This window comes from Sphingomonas sp. TREG-RG-20F-R18-01, from assembly GCF_022662475.1.
Classification (GTDB): Bacteria; Pseudomonadota; Alphaproteobacteria; order Sphingomonadales; family Sphingomonadaceae; genus Sphingomonas.
The window spans coordinates 1-20713 of record NZ_JAKNQQ010000008.1 but is presented as its reverse complement, the minus strand read 5'-3'; the positions used below and the strand labels follow the sequence as shown (position 1 = coordinate 20713).

Sequence of the window (20713 nt, the reverse complement as noted above, 5' to 3'; positions counted from 1 at the left end):
GGGGAGCTTGCACGTCGCCGCCACATGGCCGTTTGGGTGGCGCGCGAAATCATGCCGCACGAGGGCCGGGTTCGCGCCTGGTTCCAGCGCGCGCGCCTTTCGCCGGAGGATATCGACGACGTGATTCAGGAAGCCTACTGTCGCATCGCAATGCTGAAGGCGGTCGATCATATCGACAGCCCGGCAGCCTATTTCTTTTCCATCGCGCGCAATCTCTTGCTGCGCCGGCTCAAACGGCAACGAATCGTATCGTTCGAGGCGTTCGCCGAGATTGAAGCGTATCGCGACGATGCGACGCCTTCCCCGGAGGAACAGGCGGGAAGCCATCTGGCATATGACAGGATGGTGGAACTGATCGCCAACCTCCCGGCGCGTTGTCGACGGATCGTCGAGTTGCGCAAGATCGAGGGCTGGTCGCATCGCGAGATCGCAGACCATCTCGGAATGACCGAAAAGGCGGTCGAGAAGCAGATCTGGGTCGGCGTGCGCGCGGTGCGCGACGCCTGGAACCTCGCAGAGCGCCGCGCCGGCATGCGGCTGGACCTTGCCGAACACGGAGCGCGAAGCCAGCGATGACCGGGCCGTTCGAAACGATCGAGGACGAAGCGGCCAGCTGGGTCGCGCGGATGGACTCGGGCCGCTGGGATGCGACGGACGAGGCTGCGCTTGCTGCGTGGCTGGCACTGGACGCGACCCGCGCCGGGCTGTTGTTGCGGACCCAGGCAGCGTGGGCGGCGGCCGACCTGGCGTTGATCCCCGCCGGATCCGCAGCGACGTGCGATGATCTGCCCGCGGTCGTCCGGCCGTTCTGGCGACGGCGCAACGTTCTCGCCGGCCTTGCCGCAACGATCGTCGCCGGAGTGATCGGCACGACCAGGATCTTCGCACCCGAGACGCGCTACGTTACCAATCTCGGCGAGATCCGCCGCGTGCCCCTCGCCGACGGGTCGACCATGACGATCAATTCGGCCAGCGCGCTGACCGTTCGGATCGACGCGCACACACGTCAGATTGCGCTGGTGCAGGGCGAAGCATGGTTCGAGGTGGCGCATGACCCCGCGCGACCGTTCGTGGTGACCGCAGCGGGCGTCACGGCACAAGCGCTCGGCACCGCCTTTTCAGTGCGTGTCCGCACGACCGGGGTCGAGATCCTGGTCACGGACGGCACGGTCGAGACGCGCCACGCAGATACCGCCAAGGTCATCCCCGCGACCCGCCTGATTGCAGGGCAACGCGCGTTCGTCGATGCGCAGGCGGCGGTCCGGTTGGAGGCCGATCGGGCATCCGCGGTGGATCGTGCGCTGGCATGGCGCGGCGGCATGATCGACCTCGAGGGGGATACGCTCGCCACCGCCGCCGAAGAATTCAATCGCTACAATGCGCGCAAGATCGTCGTGTCCGATCCGCAGCTCGCTGGCGAGAAACTCGATGGCGTATTCCGCATCAACGACCCCGAAGGGTTTGCGCTCGCGGTGAAAGTCAGTCTGAACGCCACGGTCGTCGACGCCGCTCCCGACACGATCCGCATCACCCGCTGACGACCCGCCGCGAACAGCCGGTCGATTGCGGAAATAATTTGGAAGGTTTGCTCCCGGCCGCGTCTCATGGGGGAATACAGACACAAACGATCTGTTGAAAACAGGCTCTAGGGGGGGATACCAGATGGTCGGGATTTCGATCCGTCACGCGCTCTATACATCGACGGCACTGCTGTGTGTGGCTGCTACACCCGCATTTGCGCAGGCCAAGCAGTTTGCGGTCGACGCGCAATCCGCCGAGACCGCGATCGGACTGCTCGGTCGTCAGGGCGACGTGCAGATCATTGCCGCGCGCAAGGTCACGCAGGACAAGCGTACGCACGCCGTCCATGGCGACATGAGCGTGTCGGACGCACTTACCCAACTGCTCGAAGGGACAGGGCTGGTCGCCCGACTGATCGGCCCGCACACCTATGCCGTCGTGCCGCAGGCGCCCGCCACGGCGCGGCTCGGCACCGTGCCGGCGGCGATGGTGACGGTCCGCGCACCGCAGGAGGATCGCCCAGCACCAGCGGCGGCGGCCGTGCAGGATCCTGCCCCGACGGATGCCCCGGCCCCGCAGGCCGACGGCGGATCCGACATCGTCGTGGTCGGGTTGCGCGCCAGCCTGAGCAACGCGCGTGGGATCAAGCGGAGCGCCTCCGGAATCGTCGATGCGATATCGACCCAGGATATCGGCAAGCTGCCCGACACCAACCTCGCGGAATCGCTCCAACGCATCACCGGCGTCTCGATCGACCGGTCGGGCGGTGAAGGCGCGTTCATTACGGTGCGCGGGTTCGGGCCCGAATTCAACACGGTGTTGATCAACGGCCGCCAGCTCGCGACGCCGACCGATCCGAGCCAGGCATCTGGCCGCGCCTTTTCGTTCGACACGCTCGCCTCCGAACTCGTCGCGGGAGTCGAGGTCTACAAATCGTCGACTGCGCGCTACCAGTCGGGTGGGGTCGGCTCGACCGTCAACATCAAGACCGCGCGCCCGTTCGATTACAAGGGCTTCAAGCTGTTCGCGGCGGCCGACGGCAATTACGATGGCAACGCCGAGAAGGGCGCGCCCGACGCATCCTTCCTGCTCAGTGATACGTTCGCCGACGGCCGCTTCGGCGTCTTGCTGAGCGGCAGCTACCAGCATCGCTTCACCAAGCTGAACGAGGCGCAGACCGATGGCTGGCTCGTCAATCCCGGTGTTCCGGCCGCGCAGGTGAATGGCGGCCGCGGAACGGTCAGCAGCTCGAACCCGCAGGGCAATCTCTTCATCCCGCAGAATTTCGACTCGCGCGTCACGAGGGAAGATCGCGAGCGGATCGGCGGCACGCTGGTACTGCAATATCGCCCGAGCGACGACCTGACCGTAACCGCGGACGGGCTCTACACCCGTTTCACCAACACCACCGACGCGCGCTCCTACGGCCATTGGTTCACTGCATCGAACCTGACCGGCGTGACCACCGACGCCAACGGCACCGCAACCGATCTCACCCAGTCCAGCGGCATCGCGAGCGATTTCCACGACAAGAAGTTCGACAAGCGCACCAACACCTATGCGGTCGGGCTCAACGCGGAATATAAGATCACGCCACAGCTTTCGGTCAGCGTCGACGGCACCTGGTCGGTCGCGAAGGAAGAGCCGAATGGCGGCCGGCAGGCGTATCTCGCGCTGCTCGGCTATCTCACAGGATCGGAACGCTATCGGTCTGACGGATCGACGCTGCCGTATACCGTCGAGACGTTGCCAAGCTTCGCCACACCCGCCAGCCCGTGCGGGTCGGCAGTCAGCAATTCCGGCACGCCCGCGAGTGGCAACACGGTCGGGGCCGGGCAGCCGCTATGCCAGCACGTCATGCTGCTCCGGGGCTTTGGCATAAAGGACGAGGTCGGCCAGGTGCGGACCGACTTCAGCTACAAGAGCGATGATGCCGAAGGTCTGATCAAGGCCAGTTGGGGTGGCTATTACTCGCACGATCGCAAGGACACCTCGCTCTATTCGAACGACGGCGGGACCGGATGCACGACCTGTGGCTACAACCTGCCGGCACCATCGGGGGTGCCGATCTCGGTGTTCGATGCCGGCAGCGGGTTCCTGTCGGGGGTCAGCGGGTCGAACCGGCTGCCGACCCAGTGGCAGACCTTCGACGGCGATGCCCTGTTCGCCGCCATCACGCAGCAGCAGCGCGCGACCAACCCCAATTTCACCTTCGCGCCACCGCTGGTCAACGACACCGTGGTCACCGAGCGCGTGCTCGGCGGCTACCTCGAGACAGAGTTCCGCGGCGCGCTGGCGGATCGGCCTTTCTCGTTGGTCGCAGGCGTACGGGTCGAAAATACAGCGACCAACGTCAACGGTCTGGCGACGGCCTACACCGCGCTGGTGACGCTCGCCAACGACCAGACGCAATATGGCTCCGCCTCATCGGGCACGACGCGCACGGTCGGCCATGCCAGCTATACCGACATCCTGCCCAACCTCGCGTTCCGCTGGGACCTGACCGACAAGCTCACCGCACGCTTTGCCACTTCGCAGACGATCACGCGGCCGACGCTCGAGCAATTGTCGCCGGTGACGACGCTCGTGACGCTGCGCCCGGGCAATTTCGCCGCAAGCCGCGGGAATGCCGATCTGAAGCCGTTCAAGTCGAACAATCTCGACCTATCGCTCGAATATTATTTCGGCCAGTCGAACTACATCTCGCTCGGTGGCTATTTCAAGAACGTCAACGACTTCATCGTGCTCAACCAGACGAGCGGCCCGGTCCTCAATGCGACCGGCGGCTCGCTGCTCGATCCGGTGACGAACCTGCCCGCGCAATTCACGATCACCGCGCCGGTCAACGGGCAGAGCGCAACGGTCACCGGCCTCGAAGCGGCGTGGCAGCAAAACCTGTGGGACACCGGCTTCGGTTTCCAGATCAACGGGACGCTGGTCCACTCCAATCGCAAGCTCAACCCACAGGACCTGACCAACAAGTTCGCGCTGACCGGGCTCTCGAACTCGGCCAACGCCGTGCTGTTCTACGACAAGCACGGGATCGAGGCGCGTGTCGCGTATAACTGGCGCGACCATTTCCTTCAGTATCTGGCACCCCCGCCCCTCAACGGCGCAGGCCAGGCGGTCACCCAGGTTCGTGCCTATTCGCAGGTCGACGCGAGCCTGATCTATCGCATCAACAAACATGTCTCGGTCTTCTTCGAAGCGGTCAACCTGACCAATTCGAAGGCGCTGAAATACGCCTATTACACCAGCCAGTTCCTTTACGCCGAAGACACCGGGCGGCGCTTCAAGAGCGGCGTGCGCGTCAACTTCTGATGCGGCCATCGTACTGTGACCGGACCGGGCTTTCTTCGCGCCCGGTCCCATGTCATCCTCTCCCGCGATGACCGACATGAACACACCCGTCTCCTCCGTGTGCATCGTCGGCGGCGGGTCGGCCGGGTGGCTGACCGCCGCGTTGATCGCCGCGCGGCACTGCACGCCGGACGGCGGCGGGCTCAGCGTCACGCTGGTCGAAAGCCGCCGGATCGGGATCGTCGGGGTTGGCGAAGGGACCTGGCCGACGATGCGCAACACGCTGCGCAAAGTCGGCGTTTCGGAAACGGATTTCCTCCGCTTCTGCAACGCGTCGTTCAAGCAGGGCGCGAAATTCGCGGGATGGCGGACGCAATCGCCGGACAATTTTTACTACCACCCGCTCGTCCTGCCCGAAGGCTTCCCTTCGCTCGACCTCGCCCCCTATTGGAACGCGCAGATGCGAGACGATCCCGCGACGGCCTCCTTCTCGGATGCGGTCTGTTTCCAGGAGGCGCTGTGCGAGCGCGACCTGGCGCCCAAGCTGATCACATCGCCCGAATATGGCGGGGTCGCCAATTATGCCTATCACCTCGACGCGGTCCGCTTCGCCGACTTCATGGCGGAACATTGCGTGACGAAGCTCGGCGTCCGGCACGTCATCGACGAGGTGATCGCGGTGGAGCAAGCGGACGATGGCGACATCGCCGCCGTCGTCACCCGCGAACACGGCGCGATCACCGCGGACCTGTTCGTCGATTGCAGCGGCTTCTCGTCGTTGCTGCTGGGCGAGACGCTGGGCGTGCCGTTCCGCGATTGCAACGACGTGCTGTTCATCGATCGCGCGCTCGCGGTGCAGGTGCCCTATGACGACGCGGGCGCGCCGATCGTCTCGCATACCGTCTCGACCGGGCAGAAGCACGGCTGGATCTGGGATATCGGCCTGCAGAACCGGCGCGGGGTCGGCTATGTCTATTCGAGCGCCCACGCGGGCGGCAGTTCGGTCGAGGCCGAGCTTGCCGCCTATGTCGGCCCCGCGTTCGACCACCTGTCGCCGCGCGAGATCACGATCCGCTCGGGGCATCGCGAGACCTTCTGGAAACGCAATTGCGTCGCGGTCGGGCTGGCGGCAGGGTTCCTCGAACCGCTCGAGGCGTCCGCGCTCGTACTGATCGAACTGTCGGCGGACTATATCGCCGCGTCGATGCCCGCGACGCGCAGCGCGATGGAGATCGTCGCGCGGCGCTTCAACACGATGACGCTGTATCGCTGGGAACGGATCATCGAATTCCTCAAGCTGCATTACATGCTGAGCGAACGCGACGACACCGCCTTCTGGCGTGATAATCGCGACCCCGCGACGATCCCGCAGGCGTTGCAGGACCAGCTCGAACTGTGGCGTCACGCGCCTCCAGGCGAGCAGGACTTTTCGAGCGCGCACGAGATGTTCCCGGCGGCGAGCTATCAATATGTGCTGTACGGCATGGGCTTTCGCACGGATCCGCGGTTCGCGGCGGCAACGCTTCGCGACCCGGATGCCGCGCGCGATGCGTTCGATCGCACCACCGCGCTCAAGCGACGGTTGGCCGCGACCATGCCAACCAACCGTGCGCTGCTCGATACGCTCGCTCAGCACCGCTTCCAGCCGGTTTGACGCGCGCCGCGACCCGTTTCGTTCCAAGGAAAGACCTGCCGTGAACCTGGTGCAACTGTCGCGCGAACATCATGCCGGTCTGCGGATCGATCCGTCCCGGGCGGCGGCGACGGCGGCTACGGTCCATCTCGTCCGGATCGTCCGCAGCGAGATCCGCAAGGCCGCGGCCCATTACCCCCTGTTCTTCGTCAAGGACGGCGAAACCGGCCAATTTCACCTTGCCGCGCTGATGGGCCTCGAACCGCACGAGAACCTGTATTGGGACGGCAGCACGCTCGATACGGGCTATGTCCCGCTCAACATCCGGCGCCAGCCTTTCTACATCGGGGGCGAGGACGCGATGGCAGGGGTGATCTGCGTCGATCTCGAAAGCCCCGCGCTGGATCCGGCAGGCACCTGCGCGATCGTCGAGGCCGACGGCAGCGACAGCCGCTATATTGCGCAGGTGCAAGCGATGCTCGGCGAACTCGCACGGGGGCAGGAACCAACGCAGGCACTGATCGCGCTGGCGGTATCGCTCAAGCTGGTGATCGAGATCACGCTCGACGTCGCGTTCGACAATGGAACGCACTGCACACCGTCGGGGCTCTATGGCATCGATCAGCGCGCGCTTTCGCGGCAGCATGGGATGCTGGCCGACTTCGACCTGGCGCTCGATCTTGCGGCGATCCTCCTGTCGCTGGAGCAGGTCGCCGGTCTGGTGCGGCGCAAGAACCGCAGGATCGCGGACGAGGCGGCGTGGTTCGCCCCCGGCGTTCAACCGGCAGGACGCGCTGGGTGATCGTTCACCCCGTTCGGCTCATGGGGCAGGAAGCGGTACCGCTCTACGTCATCGACGCCGCGCATCCACAGCCCGAAACCCTGCAGACCGCGATCGCCACGCAGCCGTTCCAGCGCGATGCGGGCGATTATTATCCCGGCGTCCGCGCGCCGGCACCCGCAGGCTACGCCGCATGGCTCGAGCAGGTCGCGCTGGCGACCGACGCCACGCGCAAACTGACCGTCGTGCGCGCCACCTTTGCCATCGCGATCGATGATCCCGCCGGGCTCGCGCCGATCCAGCGGATCCCGCACTTCGACACAACGGACCCCAAGATGATGGCGGCAGTCCATTATCTGTGCGAGCCGCCGCATTGCGGAACCGGCTTCTACCGCCACCGCGGCACGGGCTATGAACGAATCGACGCCAGCCGCGCATCCGCATGGCGGCAGGGACTCACGCGCGACCGCAATTTGTACGGTCTGCCGGAAGCGCAGTACCCCGATGAGCGCACCGCCGGGTTCGACCGCATCGGGCATGCCGACCTCCGATTCAATCGGCTGATCCTGTACCCCGCGAACTGCCTGCATGCCGGTGATCTTGGGGCGACTGCTCGCGACGGACCCATGCGGTCGCAGCGATGGACCCTGACGGCGCTGTTGCAGGCGTGAGGCCGAATGCCGTCTCGCGGATTTTCGAACCCCAGGAATGCCGCTGGAGAAACCGGCCGAGGTCACGGCAGCACGTGACCGAGGCATAGCCGCTGGCGGCCTCCAACGCCTTCCATCGACCCAACGCGATCGTCACGGTTGCGACCGCGATGGTCTGTTCCGAAAGGATAGCGCCCGGTGAATGCCTGCCAAGACCCGGTTGCGTCACCCACCGCAGCCGGTCAACCGTTCCCAATTGCGATGCGCAAATCCCTCGCGCGTGGCATCGTCCAGCGCGCTGTCCTCGAGGAACCGGCGCGGCGCCCCGCCTTCGCGATACTGATAGGGAAAGTCGGTGGAGAACAGCAGTCGCTCCGGCCCGACGATCTCGAGACAGCGCTGCAGATAGGTTTCGCTCCACATACCGCTGCCGGTCACATACAGATTGTCGCGCGCATAGGCAGCGAGCGGACGTTGCAGGTCGAGCGCGCGCTCGAAGACGGACGAAATCCGTTCCAGATAGAACAGCACCACCTCTCCCCAATGGCCGAGGATGATCTGCAGATCGGGGAGTTCATCGAACACGCCCGCCGCCGCCATGCGGACCCATTGCAGCCCGGCCTCATAATGCCAGCCGAGCCCGAAGGCGGCGAGCGCGAGGTCGGCGCGCGGGCTGATTCCGGCATAGTTCGCGTCCCGTACCGCGGGGAGCGGGGTCTGCGGATGGATGAACAGCGGCACGCGCAGTTCGGCGGCCTTGGCCAGCATCGGGCGGAAGGCGGGATGGTCGAGGTGCCGGTCGCGCGTCCGGCCGCACAGGAGCGCGCCCTTCAGCCCGAGGTCGCGGACCGCGCGCTCGAGCTCGCGCGGCGCGGCCTCCGGATCGGGTGTCGGCAGCGCCGCGAAACCCTGGAAGCGATCGGGGTGGCGCGTGCAGGCCTCCGCGATCCGGTCGTTGACGCGGCACGCCAGGTCGACCGCGACATCGGGCGCCAGATTGTGGAGCCCGGGCGTGGTGAGCGACAGGACCTGCACGTCGACCCCCTGTTCGTCCATCAGCGCGAGGCGGCCTTCGCCGAGATCGGCCAGGCGGGCGCCATTTTCGCCGCCATCCGCAAAGGCGGACACCGGATCATGCGGCAGCGGCGCGGCGCTCCACGCCTCGCGCACGTCTTGCGGGAGGATATGTTCTTCGATCGCAATCAAGCGCATGGATCTGCTTTCCGGACGGAGAGACGGGCACGATCCGCTAGCCATACCGGCTGAAGTCCGCCGTGTGTACCGCCGCCCGGTCGGTCACGGTCCGATAGCCATAATCGCGAAACGTCGCCACGTTGAACGTCCGCGCCGATCGCTGAAGGCTGCCCTTCGACAGGCCGTCGGAGGAGATTCCGGCACGGTGACCGATCCATTGGAGATCGTTCGCCTCGGTCGCGAGGAACGCCGTGACTGACTCGTTGTCGCGGTGCTGCCCGATATACGATCGCGCCAGCGTATTGCGGGGCAGCCACACCGCGGGCGAAAAGATCGCCATCACGCGGTCGGCGCAATCCCCCGCCTGATACAGGATCCGCCGGGCGCCCTGCCGGCGCATCACGGGGACGAGCCGCCGTACGAACGCGGTGTCGATCCACATGTGCAGCCGCAACGCCTGATCGCCGAGCATCACGACGACATGGTCGACCCCCGCCACCAGCGCGTCGTGGCGCGCACGGTATTGAGTACCGGCCACGCTCTGGGAAAGACGCGAGGGAACAGCAGGGCCAGCGTGACGGCCGTATAGCCGACCGTCCCCGCCACGAGCAGCGGCGCGGCGGCTTGGCCCGCGAAGCGCGCCGCCACGGCGGCGATCAACGGGATGGCCTGGAGCGCATGAATGCCGCAGAAATGGGCAAGGCGCAGCCGGAGACCCGTCCGGCGACGTTCGTCCGGCGTCATCCGAGCGCCGCGCCCGGCCGCCTCGGCCAGCGCCAGGCTGTTGCGCGCCATGCCAACGCCGGTCAACGCGCCCAGCACAAGGGTCAGCACCAGCCCCGCGATGATCGCCGCGGCCATCACGGGCGTTGCGTCGACGCGCGGGCGCGCCGCGATCTCCCAGGCAAGCGGCAGCAGCAGGCCGACGAACGGGACCGTCAGCACGCCCATCCCCACTGAAATCGCGCCGTCGAGCGGGGTCGCGCGATTGAAATGCGACCGGCGTCCGCGCACGGCCTGGGCCGCGATGCACAGAAACTCGAGCGCAACGCTGACCAGCAGCCCCCAGACGATTAGCCGGATCAGGCCCGACCCGAGCCGCTCGGGGCGGACATAAGTCAGCATCCATCCGATGGTCAGCAGGTAGACCGCGATCGACAGCGCGAACTTGGTTGGCTTGAGCGCGACCCGTTCGCGCCCGATCGTGCGCCGGTCTAGCAGCATCCACACCGCGCCCAGCGGAACCAGCGCCAGCATCGCGAGGCCGACCAGCGTCACCGCCCCGACCGGGTCGAGCAGCGAAACGGAAATATGCGTCATGGTCTGTGCCCCTGATGATCCGCTGGCTCAGATGGAGCGGATGTACTGGACCTGCTATCCTCGATCGGCCGTAATGCTGTAGCGATCGTCCATGACGACCGCCGATCCGCTTTCTGACCTGCTGCAGGTGCTGCGTCCGCGCGCTTATGGCTTTCGCGGCCTCGATATTGGCGGGGACTGGGCGCTGTGCCTGCCGCCGCAACCGGTGGTGCGCTGCTATGCCCTGCGTCTGGGCGCGTGCGGCTTGTGGATCGACGGTGCCCCGCCGGTCCGGCTGGTGGAGGGCGACTTTATGTTGGTGCCGCATGGGCAAGGGCTGACCATGGGCAGTCGCCTCGATGCGCCGCAAGTCGACCTGAACCGCTTCTTCACCACCGCGTCGGGCGATACGGCGGTGTTCGGGGACAGCCGTGAGTGCAGCGGTCTGGGCGGCTATTTCGAAATGGCGGGGTCGGCGACCGACTCCTTGTTGCACGCGCTGCCGCCCGTGGTGCGGCTGGGGGCGGGGGCGGACGCGTCGGGGCTGGTGTGGCTGGTCGACCGCCTGATGGCCGAGCTGCGGACGCCGCGCCCGGGCGGGCGGCTCATCGCCGAGCATCTGTCGCAGACTCTTCTGGTCGAGGCGCTGCGGCTGCATCTCGCGAGCGCGGAGCAGCGCAGCGGAACCTGGCTGGCGGCGCTCGCCGATCCACAGCTCGCGCGCGCGATCGAAGCGATCCACGCCGACCCGGGCGCGCGCTGGACGCTGGAAGCGCTGGCGAAACGCGCGGGCCTGTCGCGGTCGGGCTTTGCGCAACGGTTTGCCGAAACGTGCGGAGAGCCGGCGATCGCCTATCTGGCGCGTTGGCGGATGGTGCTTGCCACCGACCGGCTCGCGCGTGGAGTGCCGATCGCGAGCGTCGCCCGTGATTTGGGCTATGGTTCCGAAAGTGCATTCGGCGCGGCGTTCCGCCGGATCACGGGAGTGTCGCCGGGCCAGCTTCGCAAGGCGTGAACGGTCCTCGCGTCACTGCAGGTCGCGCTCCCGACCGGGCTAGCACCACCCGTCCCGGTCGTTTCACCTTGCTGGCCTGGCATCGGCAACGTCCGACGGTTCACCCCAGTTCGCGGGCAGGCGCATGGCTGCCGAATGCTTCCTGCTGCCGTCCAATAGGGATGAGCCCGTTGATTGAACGTCGACCATCAGCGCGTGACGGACGGTCTGCGGAACGGCGCACGGCCCACGCTGGCCCCTCATCGGGTTAGGATCGCGCCCCCCACTCATGCAAGATAAAGGGGGCGCGCGCCTTCTTTGCCAGGACGTCGATCGTCCGCGGCGTGCATCAGAACTGTTTGCTGATCCGCAACCGCGCCTGTGCTGCGCGCTCGCCGGACGCGCCGCGCAGGCCGATCTCGGTGTCGATCATCCACTGCGTCATCAAGCGGAGGCGGCTTCCGATCGTGAGCTGATATTGCTCCCGCTGCCAGCCGATGCCGCGAATCCGATAGGTCGATGCCCCGGTAAAATCGGCATAGTCCAGCGCCTGCACCCCGGCAGCCTCGAATTCATGAAGCCACTCCGCCGCGATCCGCGGGCTTATCGCGGCGAAACCGAGGTCCTGCGTCATTTCGAAGCGCCCCCCCACCACGCCGGTCAGCGATCGCACATGCCGCGCATCGAACCGCAGCGCATAGCGCGTCGCTCCCGTCTCGGCATAGGAATCGAGCGTGCCATCCAGCCATTCGAACCGACCATAGGCCGACCATCGCAGCCGGTCATCCGCACGGTCCAGCCCCGCCGACGCTGCGCCGAAAGTCATGGTACCATCGCGTCGGCCCAGCGCGACCTCCCCCGTCGCCGCAACCGCGCGGCGCGTTGCATAGTCGAGGCTGCCGTGCCCGATCATCACATCGACGAACGCCCCGTCGATCGGCGCGAAGCTGCCATAAGCGGCAAGCACCTTGGTTTCACTGCGGACGCGCGCCGCCTCGCCGTCGATCCGGCTGACGTCGCTGCCATAGCCACCGCCCAGCCCAAGCGTGGCCCAGTCCGCGATCCGGAGATCCGCGCCGCTAGACAGACCGCCGCTCGCGAGCGTGATCTTCGCGCGCGCCGACTGCCGATCGAGCGTACCGATCTCGATCGATCCCCCGGTCCACACCGCGACGCTGCCGATCGCGCGCGAGCCGACGGTCGACGCTTCCGCCCGCGGGCGCGACGCGGCAGCGCCAGGGTCGGCGGATTGATCCTCGCTCCGCGCCCTGCCGATCGGTCGCCCGGGCAAGGCGGCATCGGCCTCGGTCCTGGAAACGTATCGGTTGCGGTCGGCCGGTGAGAACGTCGGGTCCTGCGCCGACGGGTTCGTTCCGCGCGGGGACAGCACCGCGTCCCGCAGGGTAACCGCGATGCCGAGCGGGTTGGTCGCGCCGCCGCCATGATGGAGTTGCTGGGCGCGAGTCATGAAATTCGACACTTGAGTCCGCGCGAAGCGGCGCGCGGTTTCGGCTTGGGCATCGGCGATCGCGCGCACGACGGGGTCGGCGGACGGGTCCGGGCGTGCGGTGACGGTGACGGTCACCGCGGCGGGGGCGGACAGGCCAAAGGCGTTGCCGAGCCGATAGCGCACGATCACCGTCCCCCCGTAATGCGCCCGGGTGGTGAGATCGAGGCGGTAGCTCGGTTGCGCGGCGCTGCCGCCCTGGACGATGCGGCCGGTCGCCGCATCGTCCGGCGTGATCGAGTCGATCGTTGCCGCAGTGAACGGCGCGCCGATCGCGCCTTCGCTGAGATCGATCGAGACCGTCTGTGCATCGCCGATACTGGCGGTCTTGGCCTGCACGGTCGGGGCCTGTCCGGTGACGGTGATCGCGACGGTTGCGGGGGGCGATCGTCCCCCCGGACCAACCGCGACGAACTGGAAACTGTCGGTGCCGGCAAACCCCGCCTGGGGCGTATAGACGGCGGTCCAGTCCGCGACCGCGAGAATACCCACGTCGCCGGTGGCCCGCGCCGTGCTCACGGCTGCGGCCGGGGGGGCGCGCAAGGTCACGCTGCCGTGCGTCGGGGGCGTGGCAATCTCGATCGTCGCGAACGTCCCGGAGACGAGCCTGGCGAGGTCGATCCCCACGCTTGCGCCGCCTTCGACGGTGGTGCCCGACGCCGCGACGTTGACGGGCGCGGCGGTCGGCGGCGGCGGCGTGGCGATCGTCACGCTGACGGTTGCGGGCGCGGAGGTCCCTCCGGGCCCGGTCGCGGTATAGGTGAAGCTGTCCGCACCATAGCTTCCTGCGGCCGGAACGTAGCGCGCGGTCGTGCCGGTGATGGTCACCGACCCCTTGGTCGGCGCGGTCGCGAGCGCGACACTGGCAAAGACGCCGCTCGGTTGCAGGGCGATCGCCTGACCGGTGCTGCCATAGGCAACCGCCGCGGCGATCGCCGCCGTACCGGGCGCGGCGGGCGTCTCGATCGTCACGCCGACGGTGGCGGGCGTGGACGTGCCCCCGGGGCCGGTCGCGATATACGTGAAACTGTCTGCACCGTAGCTTCCCGGGGTGGGAACATAGGTCGCGATCGTACCGGCGATGGTGACCGTCCCCTTGGTCGGCGGTGTCGCAAGAGCAACGCCGGTAAAGACACCGCTGGGCTGGAGCGGGATCGCCTGCCCCGTGCTGTCATACGCGACCGCCGCCGTGCTCCCGGTCGCGCCCGGGGCGGCGGGCAGCGCGATCGTGACGCTGATCGTGGCGGGCGCGGAAGTGCCGCCGGGGCCGGTCGCGGTATAGCTGAAGCTGTCCGCGCCGTAGTTGCCGTGCGTCGGGACATAGGTCGCGGTCGTACCGCTGATCGTCACGCTGCCCTTGGTCGGCGCGGTGGCGATCGCAAGGGCGGTGTAGACGCCGCTGGGCTGGAGCGGGATCGCCTGCCCCGTGCTGTCATACGCGACCGCCGCCGTGCTCCCGGTCGCGCCCGGAGCGGCGGGCAGCGCGATCGTGACGCTGATCGTGGCGGGCGCGGAAGTGCCGCCGGGGCCGGTCGCGGTATAGCTGAAGCTGTCCGCACCGTAGCTGCCGTGCGTCGGAACATAGGTCGCGGTCGTACCGCTGATCGTCACGCTGCCCTTGGTCGGCGCGGTGGCGATCGCGAGCTCGGTGTAGACCCCGCTCGGCTGGAGCGGGATCGCCTGCCCGGTGCTGTCATACCCCACGTCGAGGGTACCGCCTGCCGAGCCCGGGGCCGCGGGCGTGGCAACGGTCACGCGCACCGTCGCGGGGGATGATGTCCCGCCCGGGCCGGTCGCGCTGTAAGTAAAACTGTCCGATCCAAAATATCCGGTGGCTGGTGTGTAGGTGACCCGGTCGCCCGCTAAGCTCGCGGTGCCATGCCCGGGTGGTGACACGATCGCGATTCCGGTGTGCCCGCCCCCGCCGATGCTGGATCCGAGGTCGATTGTCGTACCCGTACTGGCATAGGGGACGGTTTCGGTGCGGTCGGCTGCGGTCGGTGCGGCGAGAACCGTCACCGTTTGGCTGATCTGTGGCGCGGCGTCGTAATCGCGCGTTCCCGGCTGGTCCGCATAGATCAGGCAATTTCCGGGCGCTGCGAACGTCACCGTCGCCCCGGCGAGGGTGCACACGCCGGCGCCGGCAGGGGCGATCGCATAAGCGGGCGTCAAACTGGCCGAGGATAGCGCAACGACCGTATAGGTCCCGCCGACCACCGCCGGGGACGGTGGCGTGGACGTGAAGCCGAGCGTCTGACTCCCCTTGGCGACGGTCCCGCCCGCAACGCCGCCGCCGCTTGCCGTCGTCGGCGGGCTGGCGGAGTCGGTCACGGAAACGGTGTAGCTGAATGCTCCGGCGTGGGTGAGCGTGCCGTTTACCGTCCCGGTCGCGGAATCGAGGCTTGTACCCTCCGGCAGCGTCCCGCTCGCCAGAGTGAAGTGATATGGCGCGACGCCGCCCGTCACCGTATTGGCCTGGCTGAAGGACGCGCCGACCACCGCGGCCGTGCCGTGTCCGGGCGTCAACGAAAGCGTCGCCGGCAGTACGGTAAAGCTGCGGCGCACGGTCGGCGCGGCGTTCCAGTTGGTGTCGCCGGGCTGGTCGGCGGCAATGGTGCAGGTGCCTTGCGCAACCAGCGTGAGCGTGGTTCCCGCGACCGTGCAGACGCCGGTCGTTTCGCTTGAGAATGGGACGGTCAACCCCGAACCAGCGGTTGCCGAGAGCATCAGCGGAGAGGCGGAGAGCGATGCCCCGGACAATCCGGCAAAGCTGATCGTCTGGTCACCCTTGCCGACGGTAATGCTCTGCCGGACTTGCAGGGCGGCGGCATATCCCGCATTGCCTCCCTGATCGGCGTCGATCAGGCACGTCCCGCTCCCTTGGAAACGAACGCTGCCCCCTGAAAGCGCGCATACCGCGCTGCTGGTCGGGTCGATCGTCAGGGTTACCGGAAGGCCCGACGTTGCAATCGCCGACGGGCTATACGGCGTGCCGCCCACCTTTGCGTTGCCAGGGGCGAGTGTCGTGAAGCTGATCGTCTGGCTTGCTGCTCCGACGGCGAAGCTTTGCTGGACCTGCGGCGCCGCAGCATACCCAGCGTTGCCAGGCTGGTCGGCATCGATCCGGCACGTGCCGGTCCCGGTAAAGCGCACGACGCCCGCGCCGATCGCGCACACCGCACTGCTCAAGACGTCGATCGTAAACGCGATCGGCAAGCCGGATGTCGCAGTCGCGGTGGGGGTATAGGTTGCTCCCCCGACCACCGCCCCGACCGGCGCGGTCGAGGTGAAACCGATCGTCTGGCTCGCCGCGCCGACCGCGAAGCTCTGCGACATCTGCGCCGCGGCGGCATAGGCGGCGTTGCCCGACTGGTCCGCGTTGACCCGGCATGTCCCGGCGGCCGTAAAACTGACGTGCCCCCCCGAAAGGGTGCAGATCGCGCTGCTGGAAGGATCGATCGTAAAGGCGACCGGCAGACCCGAGGTCGCGGTCGCCGCCGGAGTATAGCTCGCGCCGCCGACGATCGCAGCGGACGGCGCGGTCGAGGTGAAGGTGATCGTCTGGCTCGCCGTGCCGACGCTCAGGCTGAACGTCTGCGAAGCCGTCTGGCTGAGCGCGTCGGTTGCGGTGACGGTGAAGGTCGCCGCCGCCAGAGGCACGGTCGGCGTGCCGGACAGCCGGCCGGTCGTGGTGTCGAATGCCAGGCCATCCGGCAGGGTGCCACCACTGAGCGCATAACCCACCGGTGCAAGGCCGCCGCTCGTGGTGACTGGCTGCACCGCTGTGAGGGCAACGTTGGTAGTCGCCGCCACGCTCGACACCGCCTGGGTCGCGGTGAGCACTGCCGCCGCGGTGAAGCTGCGGGTCGCGGACTCGGGCGAGGCGTTGCCGGCAGCATCGGTACTGCGCGCCGTCACGGTGTGCGCACCCGGGGTCAGACTAGCGAGCGTATATGTCCACTGGCCCGACCCGTCAGCCGTGGCAGTTCCATCCGCCGTGCCATCGAGGTAAATCGTGACCGTCGTGGCTGCTTCCGCCGTCCCGGCAACGCTGCGCAGCGTCACCACGCGGCTGGACCCGGTCGCGGGGGTGCCGACCACGGGAGCGGCGGGCGGCGTGGTATCGATCGACCAGCTATGGGAGGCCGGCGAACTGGTCAGCCCGTTGTTCGACGCGCGGACCTGGAAGACATGCGGTCCGTCCGCCAGGCCACTGAACGACACCGGACTTACGCACGCCGCGAAACTGCCCGTGTCGATCGCGCACTCCGCGGTTCCAGCGGCGAGCGTGAACTGGAAGGTGGCACTTGCGCTGTTCGACAGCGCCAGCGGCGTCGCGGTGATCGTCGGTGTGGGCGGGGACTGCGCGTACGTGAACCGGGTTGCAACGTTCGTCGCGCTGGTGCCGCCCGGGGTGGCGACGGTCACGTCCACCACGCCCGCGCTTGCGGCGGGGGCGGTGGCGGTAATCTGCGTTGCGCTGTCGACGGTAAATCGGTTGGCGGGGGTCGACCCGAAATGAACGTCCGTAGCGCCGGTCAGAGCGGTGCCGGTGATCACCACCGAACCGCCGCCTGTCAAAGGGCCCGATGCCGGAGCGATGCCAGTGACCGTGGGCACCGCGGTCGCGGCGGTGTTGGTCAGCGCAAAGGTGGCAGACGCCGTGCCCGCGGTGGCGGAGACCACATAGGCCCCGGCGATCGCATTCGCGGTGAACGTCCCCGAACTGGCAACGCCCGCCCCCGAGGCGTTGACCAGAACCGCGGTGCTCGCGTTGGCAAAGGTACCGCTCGCGCCCGAAGCGGGCGCGGTAAATGTAACCGATGCATCGGGGATCGCAACGTTCGCCGCGTCGCGGACGGTGACGCTGAGCGGCGTTGCAAAGGCCGTGCCGACGGTCGCCGTCTGGGTATCGCCCCCGGCGATGGTCACCGACGCGGCCACCTGGGCGATGGTGGTCGGATTGGTTGCGGTGGCGGCAATGGAGGCGCCCCCACCGGTCAGCGAGACGCTCGGCGTCAGGCCGGTGGCAGCGGTGGCCGCGACGTTCGCGCGCAGCGTCAGGGGATTGCCGCTCGCCCCCGTGGCAATCGTGGTACCGTAGGTGCAGGAGGCTGACGTGCAGTTCCAGCCTGTGCCCGTCCCCGAGGCGTAGCTCAGCCCGCTCGGCAAGGTGAAGGCGAGCGTCAATGCCCCGCTGGTCGCCGCGCCGGTCACGCTCGGGACGATCGTGTAGTCGACGGTGCCGCCCTGCGCTGGGGTGCCGGTGTGGGTCATCGAAACGGCCAGTGTCGGGGTCGGGGCGGCAAAGGGGATACAGATGACGGAGATACTCGCGGTCACGTGGCTGCCGTTCGGGGAATCGACCGACATGCCGATCGCGCGCAGGCCGCTCGGAATGACGTAAAAGCCGGTGAACGTCCCCGTGGCCGTTGCGTCGGCACGCGCCGGGACGGGTTGAAACGCGCCGTTCCCGGTGCTCAATCCGGCGCGGAAGCGAATCCGGGCGGGATCCAGGACGCTGATTGCGGAGACGTTCGCGGTGAATTCGAGACGATCCCCCGTCGTGAAGCTGTAGGTGGTGGCGGCATCGGGCACGAATCCCGTCGAACCGGCGATATTGTCCGTATAGGAGGTGGTCGTCCGCATCATCGAAAGCGCGCCCGATGTGTTGTGGACGCCGCTGGTCGTGCCCGGCTGGTTCGCGTCGTTGCTCACGAGGACAGCGTGAAAATCGAGCAGGCCGGCATTGACCGCCGAGCACCCGCTACTCTGCGCCATCACCGCGGCAGGGTGCAGCAAGGCCGCTGCCAGCGCCGCTGCGAAAACGCCGCGAGCGACGCGCAACGATCCGTCGACAACGCTCCTGAGTAACCGATGCCCGCCGCCCCCCCGCATCCACGCCCCCGCTTGGCTAGGTCACGCTCCGCCCGCTCTGCCGTCAGGCTGGATTTTCCGGCAATTCCTACAAACCGAAAAATCTACCAGTAGATCGCGCCATAACCGAGGTACTCTCATGTACTGGCAATACTTCAAATATGGAGATCGCAATAGGTAAAGCGCTGAGTTTAGTCGCATCCGCCGGTTCGGGTCATTTTGATACCCGGTCCGAATGCGTCTTTACTCCGTTTTTTTGCACCGCGCCTGAAGTGTAGTGTCTTGAATTACCAAGGAGGAGCTTATGGATCCGTTTATTGGGCAAATCATGCAGGTCGGGTTTCGGTATGCACCGATCAACTGGCTCACCTGCAACGGAGCGCCGCTTCCGGTGAACCAGAACCAGGCGCTGTACGCATTGCTCGGAAACAGCTTTGGCGGCACCCCGCCCAACACTTTCTGCCTTCCGGACGCTCGGGGCCGGACGTTCATCGGGACTGGCACGGGGCCAGGGCTGACCCCGCGCGCGGCAGGTGGCTCAGGCGGTGCCGAAGTCGTCGCGCTCACTACCGCGCAATTGCCCGCGCACACCCATAGTGCCGCTTTCACCCCGTCCTCCAGCGGCGCCTTCAACGGAACGCTGACCGCCATTGCGGGGGTTCCTCGGGCTCAGGAAGTGGCCACCCCGACGAACGGTTGTTTCCTCGGTTCTACGGCGGAGCAGGACACCACGCCGGTGTTGTACGTTCCCGCTGCGAGCGCGACGCAGCCAGGCGCGGTCCCGGTCAGTCTGGCCGGCTTGCAAGGCAGCGTGACCAGCGGCGGAGGCGTGGTGACGATCGCGCCGACCGGCGGCTCCGGGCCGATCGCGACAATGCCGCCATTCCTGGCGGTGACCACGATCATCGCCTCCGTGGGCATCTGGCCCGAACAGCCCTGACTAGGTGAAGATCGCCTGATACCGTCGCGTACGTCCCTGCGGGAGGAGTTGTGTCACGTGGAAGGCATGGGGACCGCCGCGACCGCAGTCGAACCGATAGGTCGCATCCAGCAGCAGCACCGGCCATGATCCTTCGAACAGCATCGAAAACGGTTCACGGAAATCGGCACCGACGATCGGCGGCATCCGCTCGATCCTGGCAAGGAGCAAGTCGATCGGCGCGGGCGCGGTGTCCACGCGGACCCGTCGGCCTACCCAGGGTTCGAAGTCTTCCGGTTTCACAACAAACATTCGGTACTATCCTCGGTGCGGGAGGGACCAGTCCGATCGCTTCTATCCGTACAGGCGGTCTTGCCAGAAGCAGACTGCGCGATAACGGATACGATTGCCGGCAAGGGTTGGTCGAAATCGCGTGATGCGCGATCTCGCTGCCTTCCCAACTGGTTTGCCGGCTGCACCGAAGGCATGCCTGCCCGAAAACCTGCGGCTACGCCTCGCGCGGCGCGTCGATCTGCCGTTCCTGCTGGCACTTTACGGCAGCGTCCGCGCCCCGGAATTGCAGGGGTGCTCGTGGCCACAGTGTCGCCAGGAGGCGTTCATCACGGATCAGTTCCGGTTGCAGCATACGCATTACCTCCGCGCATATTCCACCGCAGACTATTGGGTGGTCGACCGGATCGAGCCGGACGGGGCCTGGGTGTCGATCGGGCGGCTATCGCTCGACCGGAGTTCCCGCGACTGGCATCTGATCGAACTGTCGCTTGTCGCGATCGAACGCGGGCGGGGACGCGGAACGGCGCTGATCCGCTGGGTCCAGCGCGCGGGCGCAGTGGCATCGGCGGATTCCGTGGGGTTGCACGTAGCGCGCGATAACCCGGGTGCGATCCGGCTGTATGCGCGCATGGGTTTCCGACGAGTGCCGTCCCACTTCTCCACGCACGCGCGTCTGTGCTGGACACCGTAACCGCGGATAGGCGACGTGCTTTCGCGATGAGCGGGGGCAGCAAAGAGCGACTT

Annotated in this window: 14 protein-coding genes; 9 read left to right on the top strand and 5 right to left on the bottom strand. The window is 67.2% G+C overall.

Annotation, left to right across the window (positions count from 1 at the left end; all coding sequences use genetic code 11):
• Positions 1–24 precede the first annotated feature (24 nt).
• The 6 genes from L8K25_RS17820 (at position 25) to L8K25_RS17795 (ending at position 7906) form a co-directional block, all read left to right on the top strand.
• Positions 25–576, top strand: coding sequence for a sigma-70 family RNA polymerase sigma factor (locus L8K25_RS17820; RefSeq protein WP_242140342.1), 552 nt, complete (start codon positions 25–27; stop codon positions 574–576).
• The gene (locus L8K25_RS17815) at positions 573–1538 is read left to right on the top strand and encodes a FecR domain-containing protein (protein ID WP_242140341.1); all 966 of its coding nucleotides are present in this window, start codon (positions 573–575) and stop codon (positions 1536–1538) included. The genes L8K25_RS17820 and L8K25_RS17815 overlap by 4 nt, the downstream gene beginning before the upstream one ends.
• Positions 1539–1662: 124 nt before the next feature.
• The gene (locus L8K25_RS17810) at positions 1663–4842 is read left to right on the top strand and encodes a TonB-dependent receptor (RefSeq protein WP_242140340.1); all 3180 of its coding nucleotides are present in this window, start codon (positions 1663–1665) and stop codon (positions 4840–4842) included.
• 76 nt (positions 4843–4918) lie between these two features.
• Positions 4919–6475, top strand: coding sequence for a tryptophan halogenase family protein (locus tag L8K25_RS17805; RefSeq protein ID WP_242140339.1), 1557 nt, complete (start codon positions 4919–4921; stop codon positions 6473–6475).
• A 40-nt stretch (positions 6476–6515) separates the two neighbouring features.
• On the top strand, positions 6516–7256 hold the full coding sequence (locus L8K25_RS17800; protein WP_242140338.1) for a SapC family protein: 741 nt from the start codon (positions 6516–6518) through the stop codon (positions 7254–7256).
• Positions 7253–7906, top strand: a complete 654-nt coding sequence (locus tag L8K25_RS17795; protein ID WP_242140337.1) for a DUF6445 family protein — start codon at positions 7253–7255, stop codon at positions 7904–7906. The genes L8K25_RS17800 and L8K25_RS17795 overlap by 4 nt, the downstream gene beginning before the upstream one ends.
• A 204-nt stretch (positions 7907–8110) precedes the next feature.
• Here L8K25_RS17795 and L8K25_RS17790 read toward each other — a convergent pair whose 3' ends face one another.
• Genes L8K25_RS17790 through L8K25_RS17780 form a run of 3 tightly spaced genes read right to left on the bottom strand, consistent with a single transcriptional unit; the run spans position 8111 to position 10399 of the window.
• A complete protein-coding gene (locus tag L8K25_RS17790) occupies positions 8111–9097 on the bottom strand; it encodes an amidohydrolase family protein (protein ID WP_242140336.1) in 987 nt (328 codons plus the stop codon).
• A gap of 37 nt (positions 9098–9134) precedes the next feature.
• On the bottom strand, positions 9135–9578 hold the full coding sequence (locus tag L8K25_RS17785) for a hypothetical protein (RefSeq protein ID WP_242140335.1): 444 nt from the start codon (positions 9576–9578) through the stop codon (positions 9135–9137).
• Entirely contained in the window at positions 9551–10399 is an 849-nt protein-coding gene (locus L8K25_RS17780; RefSeq protein WP_242140334.1) for a hypothetical protein, read from the bottom strand. Before L8K25_RS17780 ends, L8K25_RS17785 begins: the two co-directional genes overlap by 28 nt.
• 91 nt (positions 10400–10490) lie before the next feature.
• Here L8K25_RS17780 and L8K25_RS17775 point away from each other — a divergent pair, with 91 nt between their 5' ends.
• Positions 10491–11393, top strand: coding sequence for an AraC family transcriptional regulator (locus L8K25_RS17775; RefSeq protein ID WP_242140333.1), 903 nt, complete (start codon positions 10491–10493; stop codon positions 11391–11393).
• A gap of 328 nt (positions 11394–11721) precedes the next feature.
• On the opposite strand, the gene L8K25_RS17770 is transcribed toward L8K25_RS17775, so the two are convergent.
• Positions 11722–18726, bottom strand: coding sequence for an autotransporter domain-containing protein (locus tag L8K25_RS17770; RefSeq protein ID WP_242140332.1), 7005 nt, complete (start codon positions 18724–18726; stop codon positions 11722–11724).
• 334 nt (positions 18727–19060) lie between these two features.
• Between L8K25_RS17770 and L8K25_RS17765 the strand changes: the two genes are divergently transcribed.
• Positions 19061–19696, top strand: a complete 636-nt coding sequence (locus L8K25_RS17765; RefSeq protein ID WP_242140331.1) for a tail fiber protein — start codon at positions 19061–19063, stop codon at positions 19694–19696.
• On the opposite strand, the gene L8K25_RS17760 is transcribed toward L8K25_RS17765, so the two are convergent.
• Complete coding sequence (locus L8K25_RS17760; protein WP_242140330.1) at positions 19697–19987, bottom strand: hypothetical protein; 291 nt, start codon at positions 19985–19987, stop codon at positions 19697–19699.
• Between the two features lie 124 nt (positions 19988–20111).
• Here L8K25_RS17760 and L8K25_RS17755 point away from each other — a divergent pair, with 124 nt between their 5' ends.
• Complete coding sequence (locus L8K25_RS17755; protein WP_242140329.1) at positions 20112–20660, top strand: GNAT family protein; 549 nt, start codon at positions 20112–20114, stop codon at positions 20658–20660.
• Positions 20661–20713: the final 53 nt, after the last annotated feature.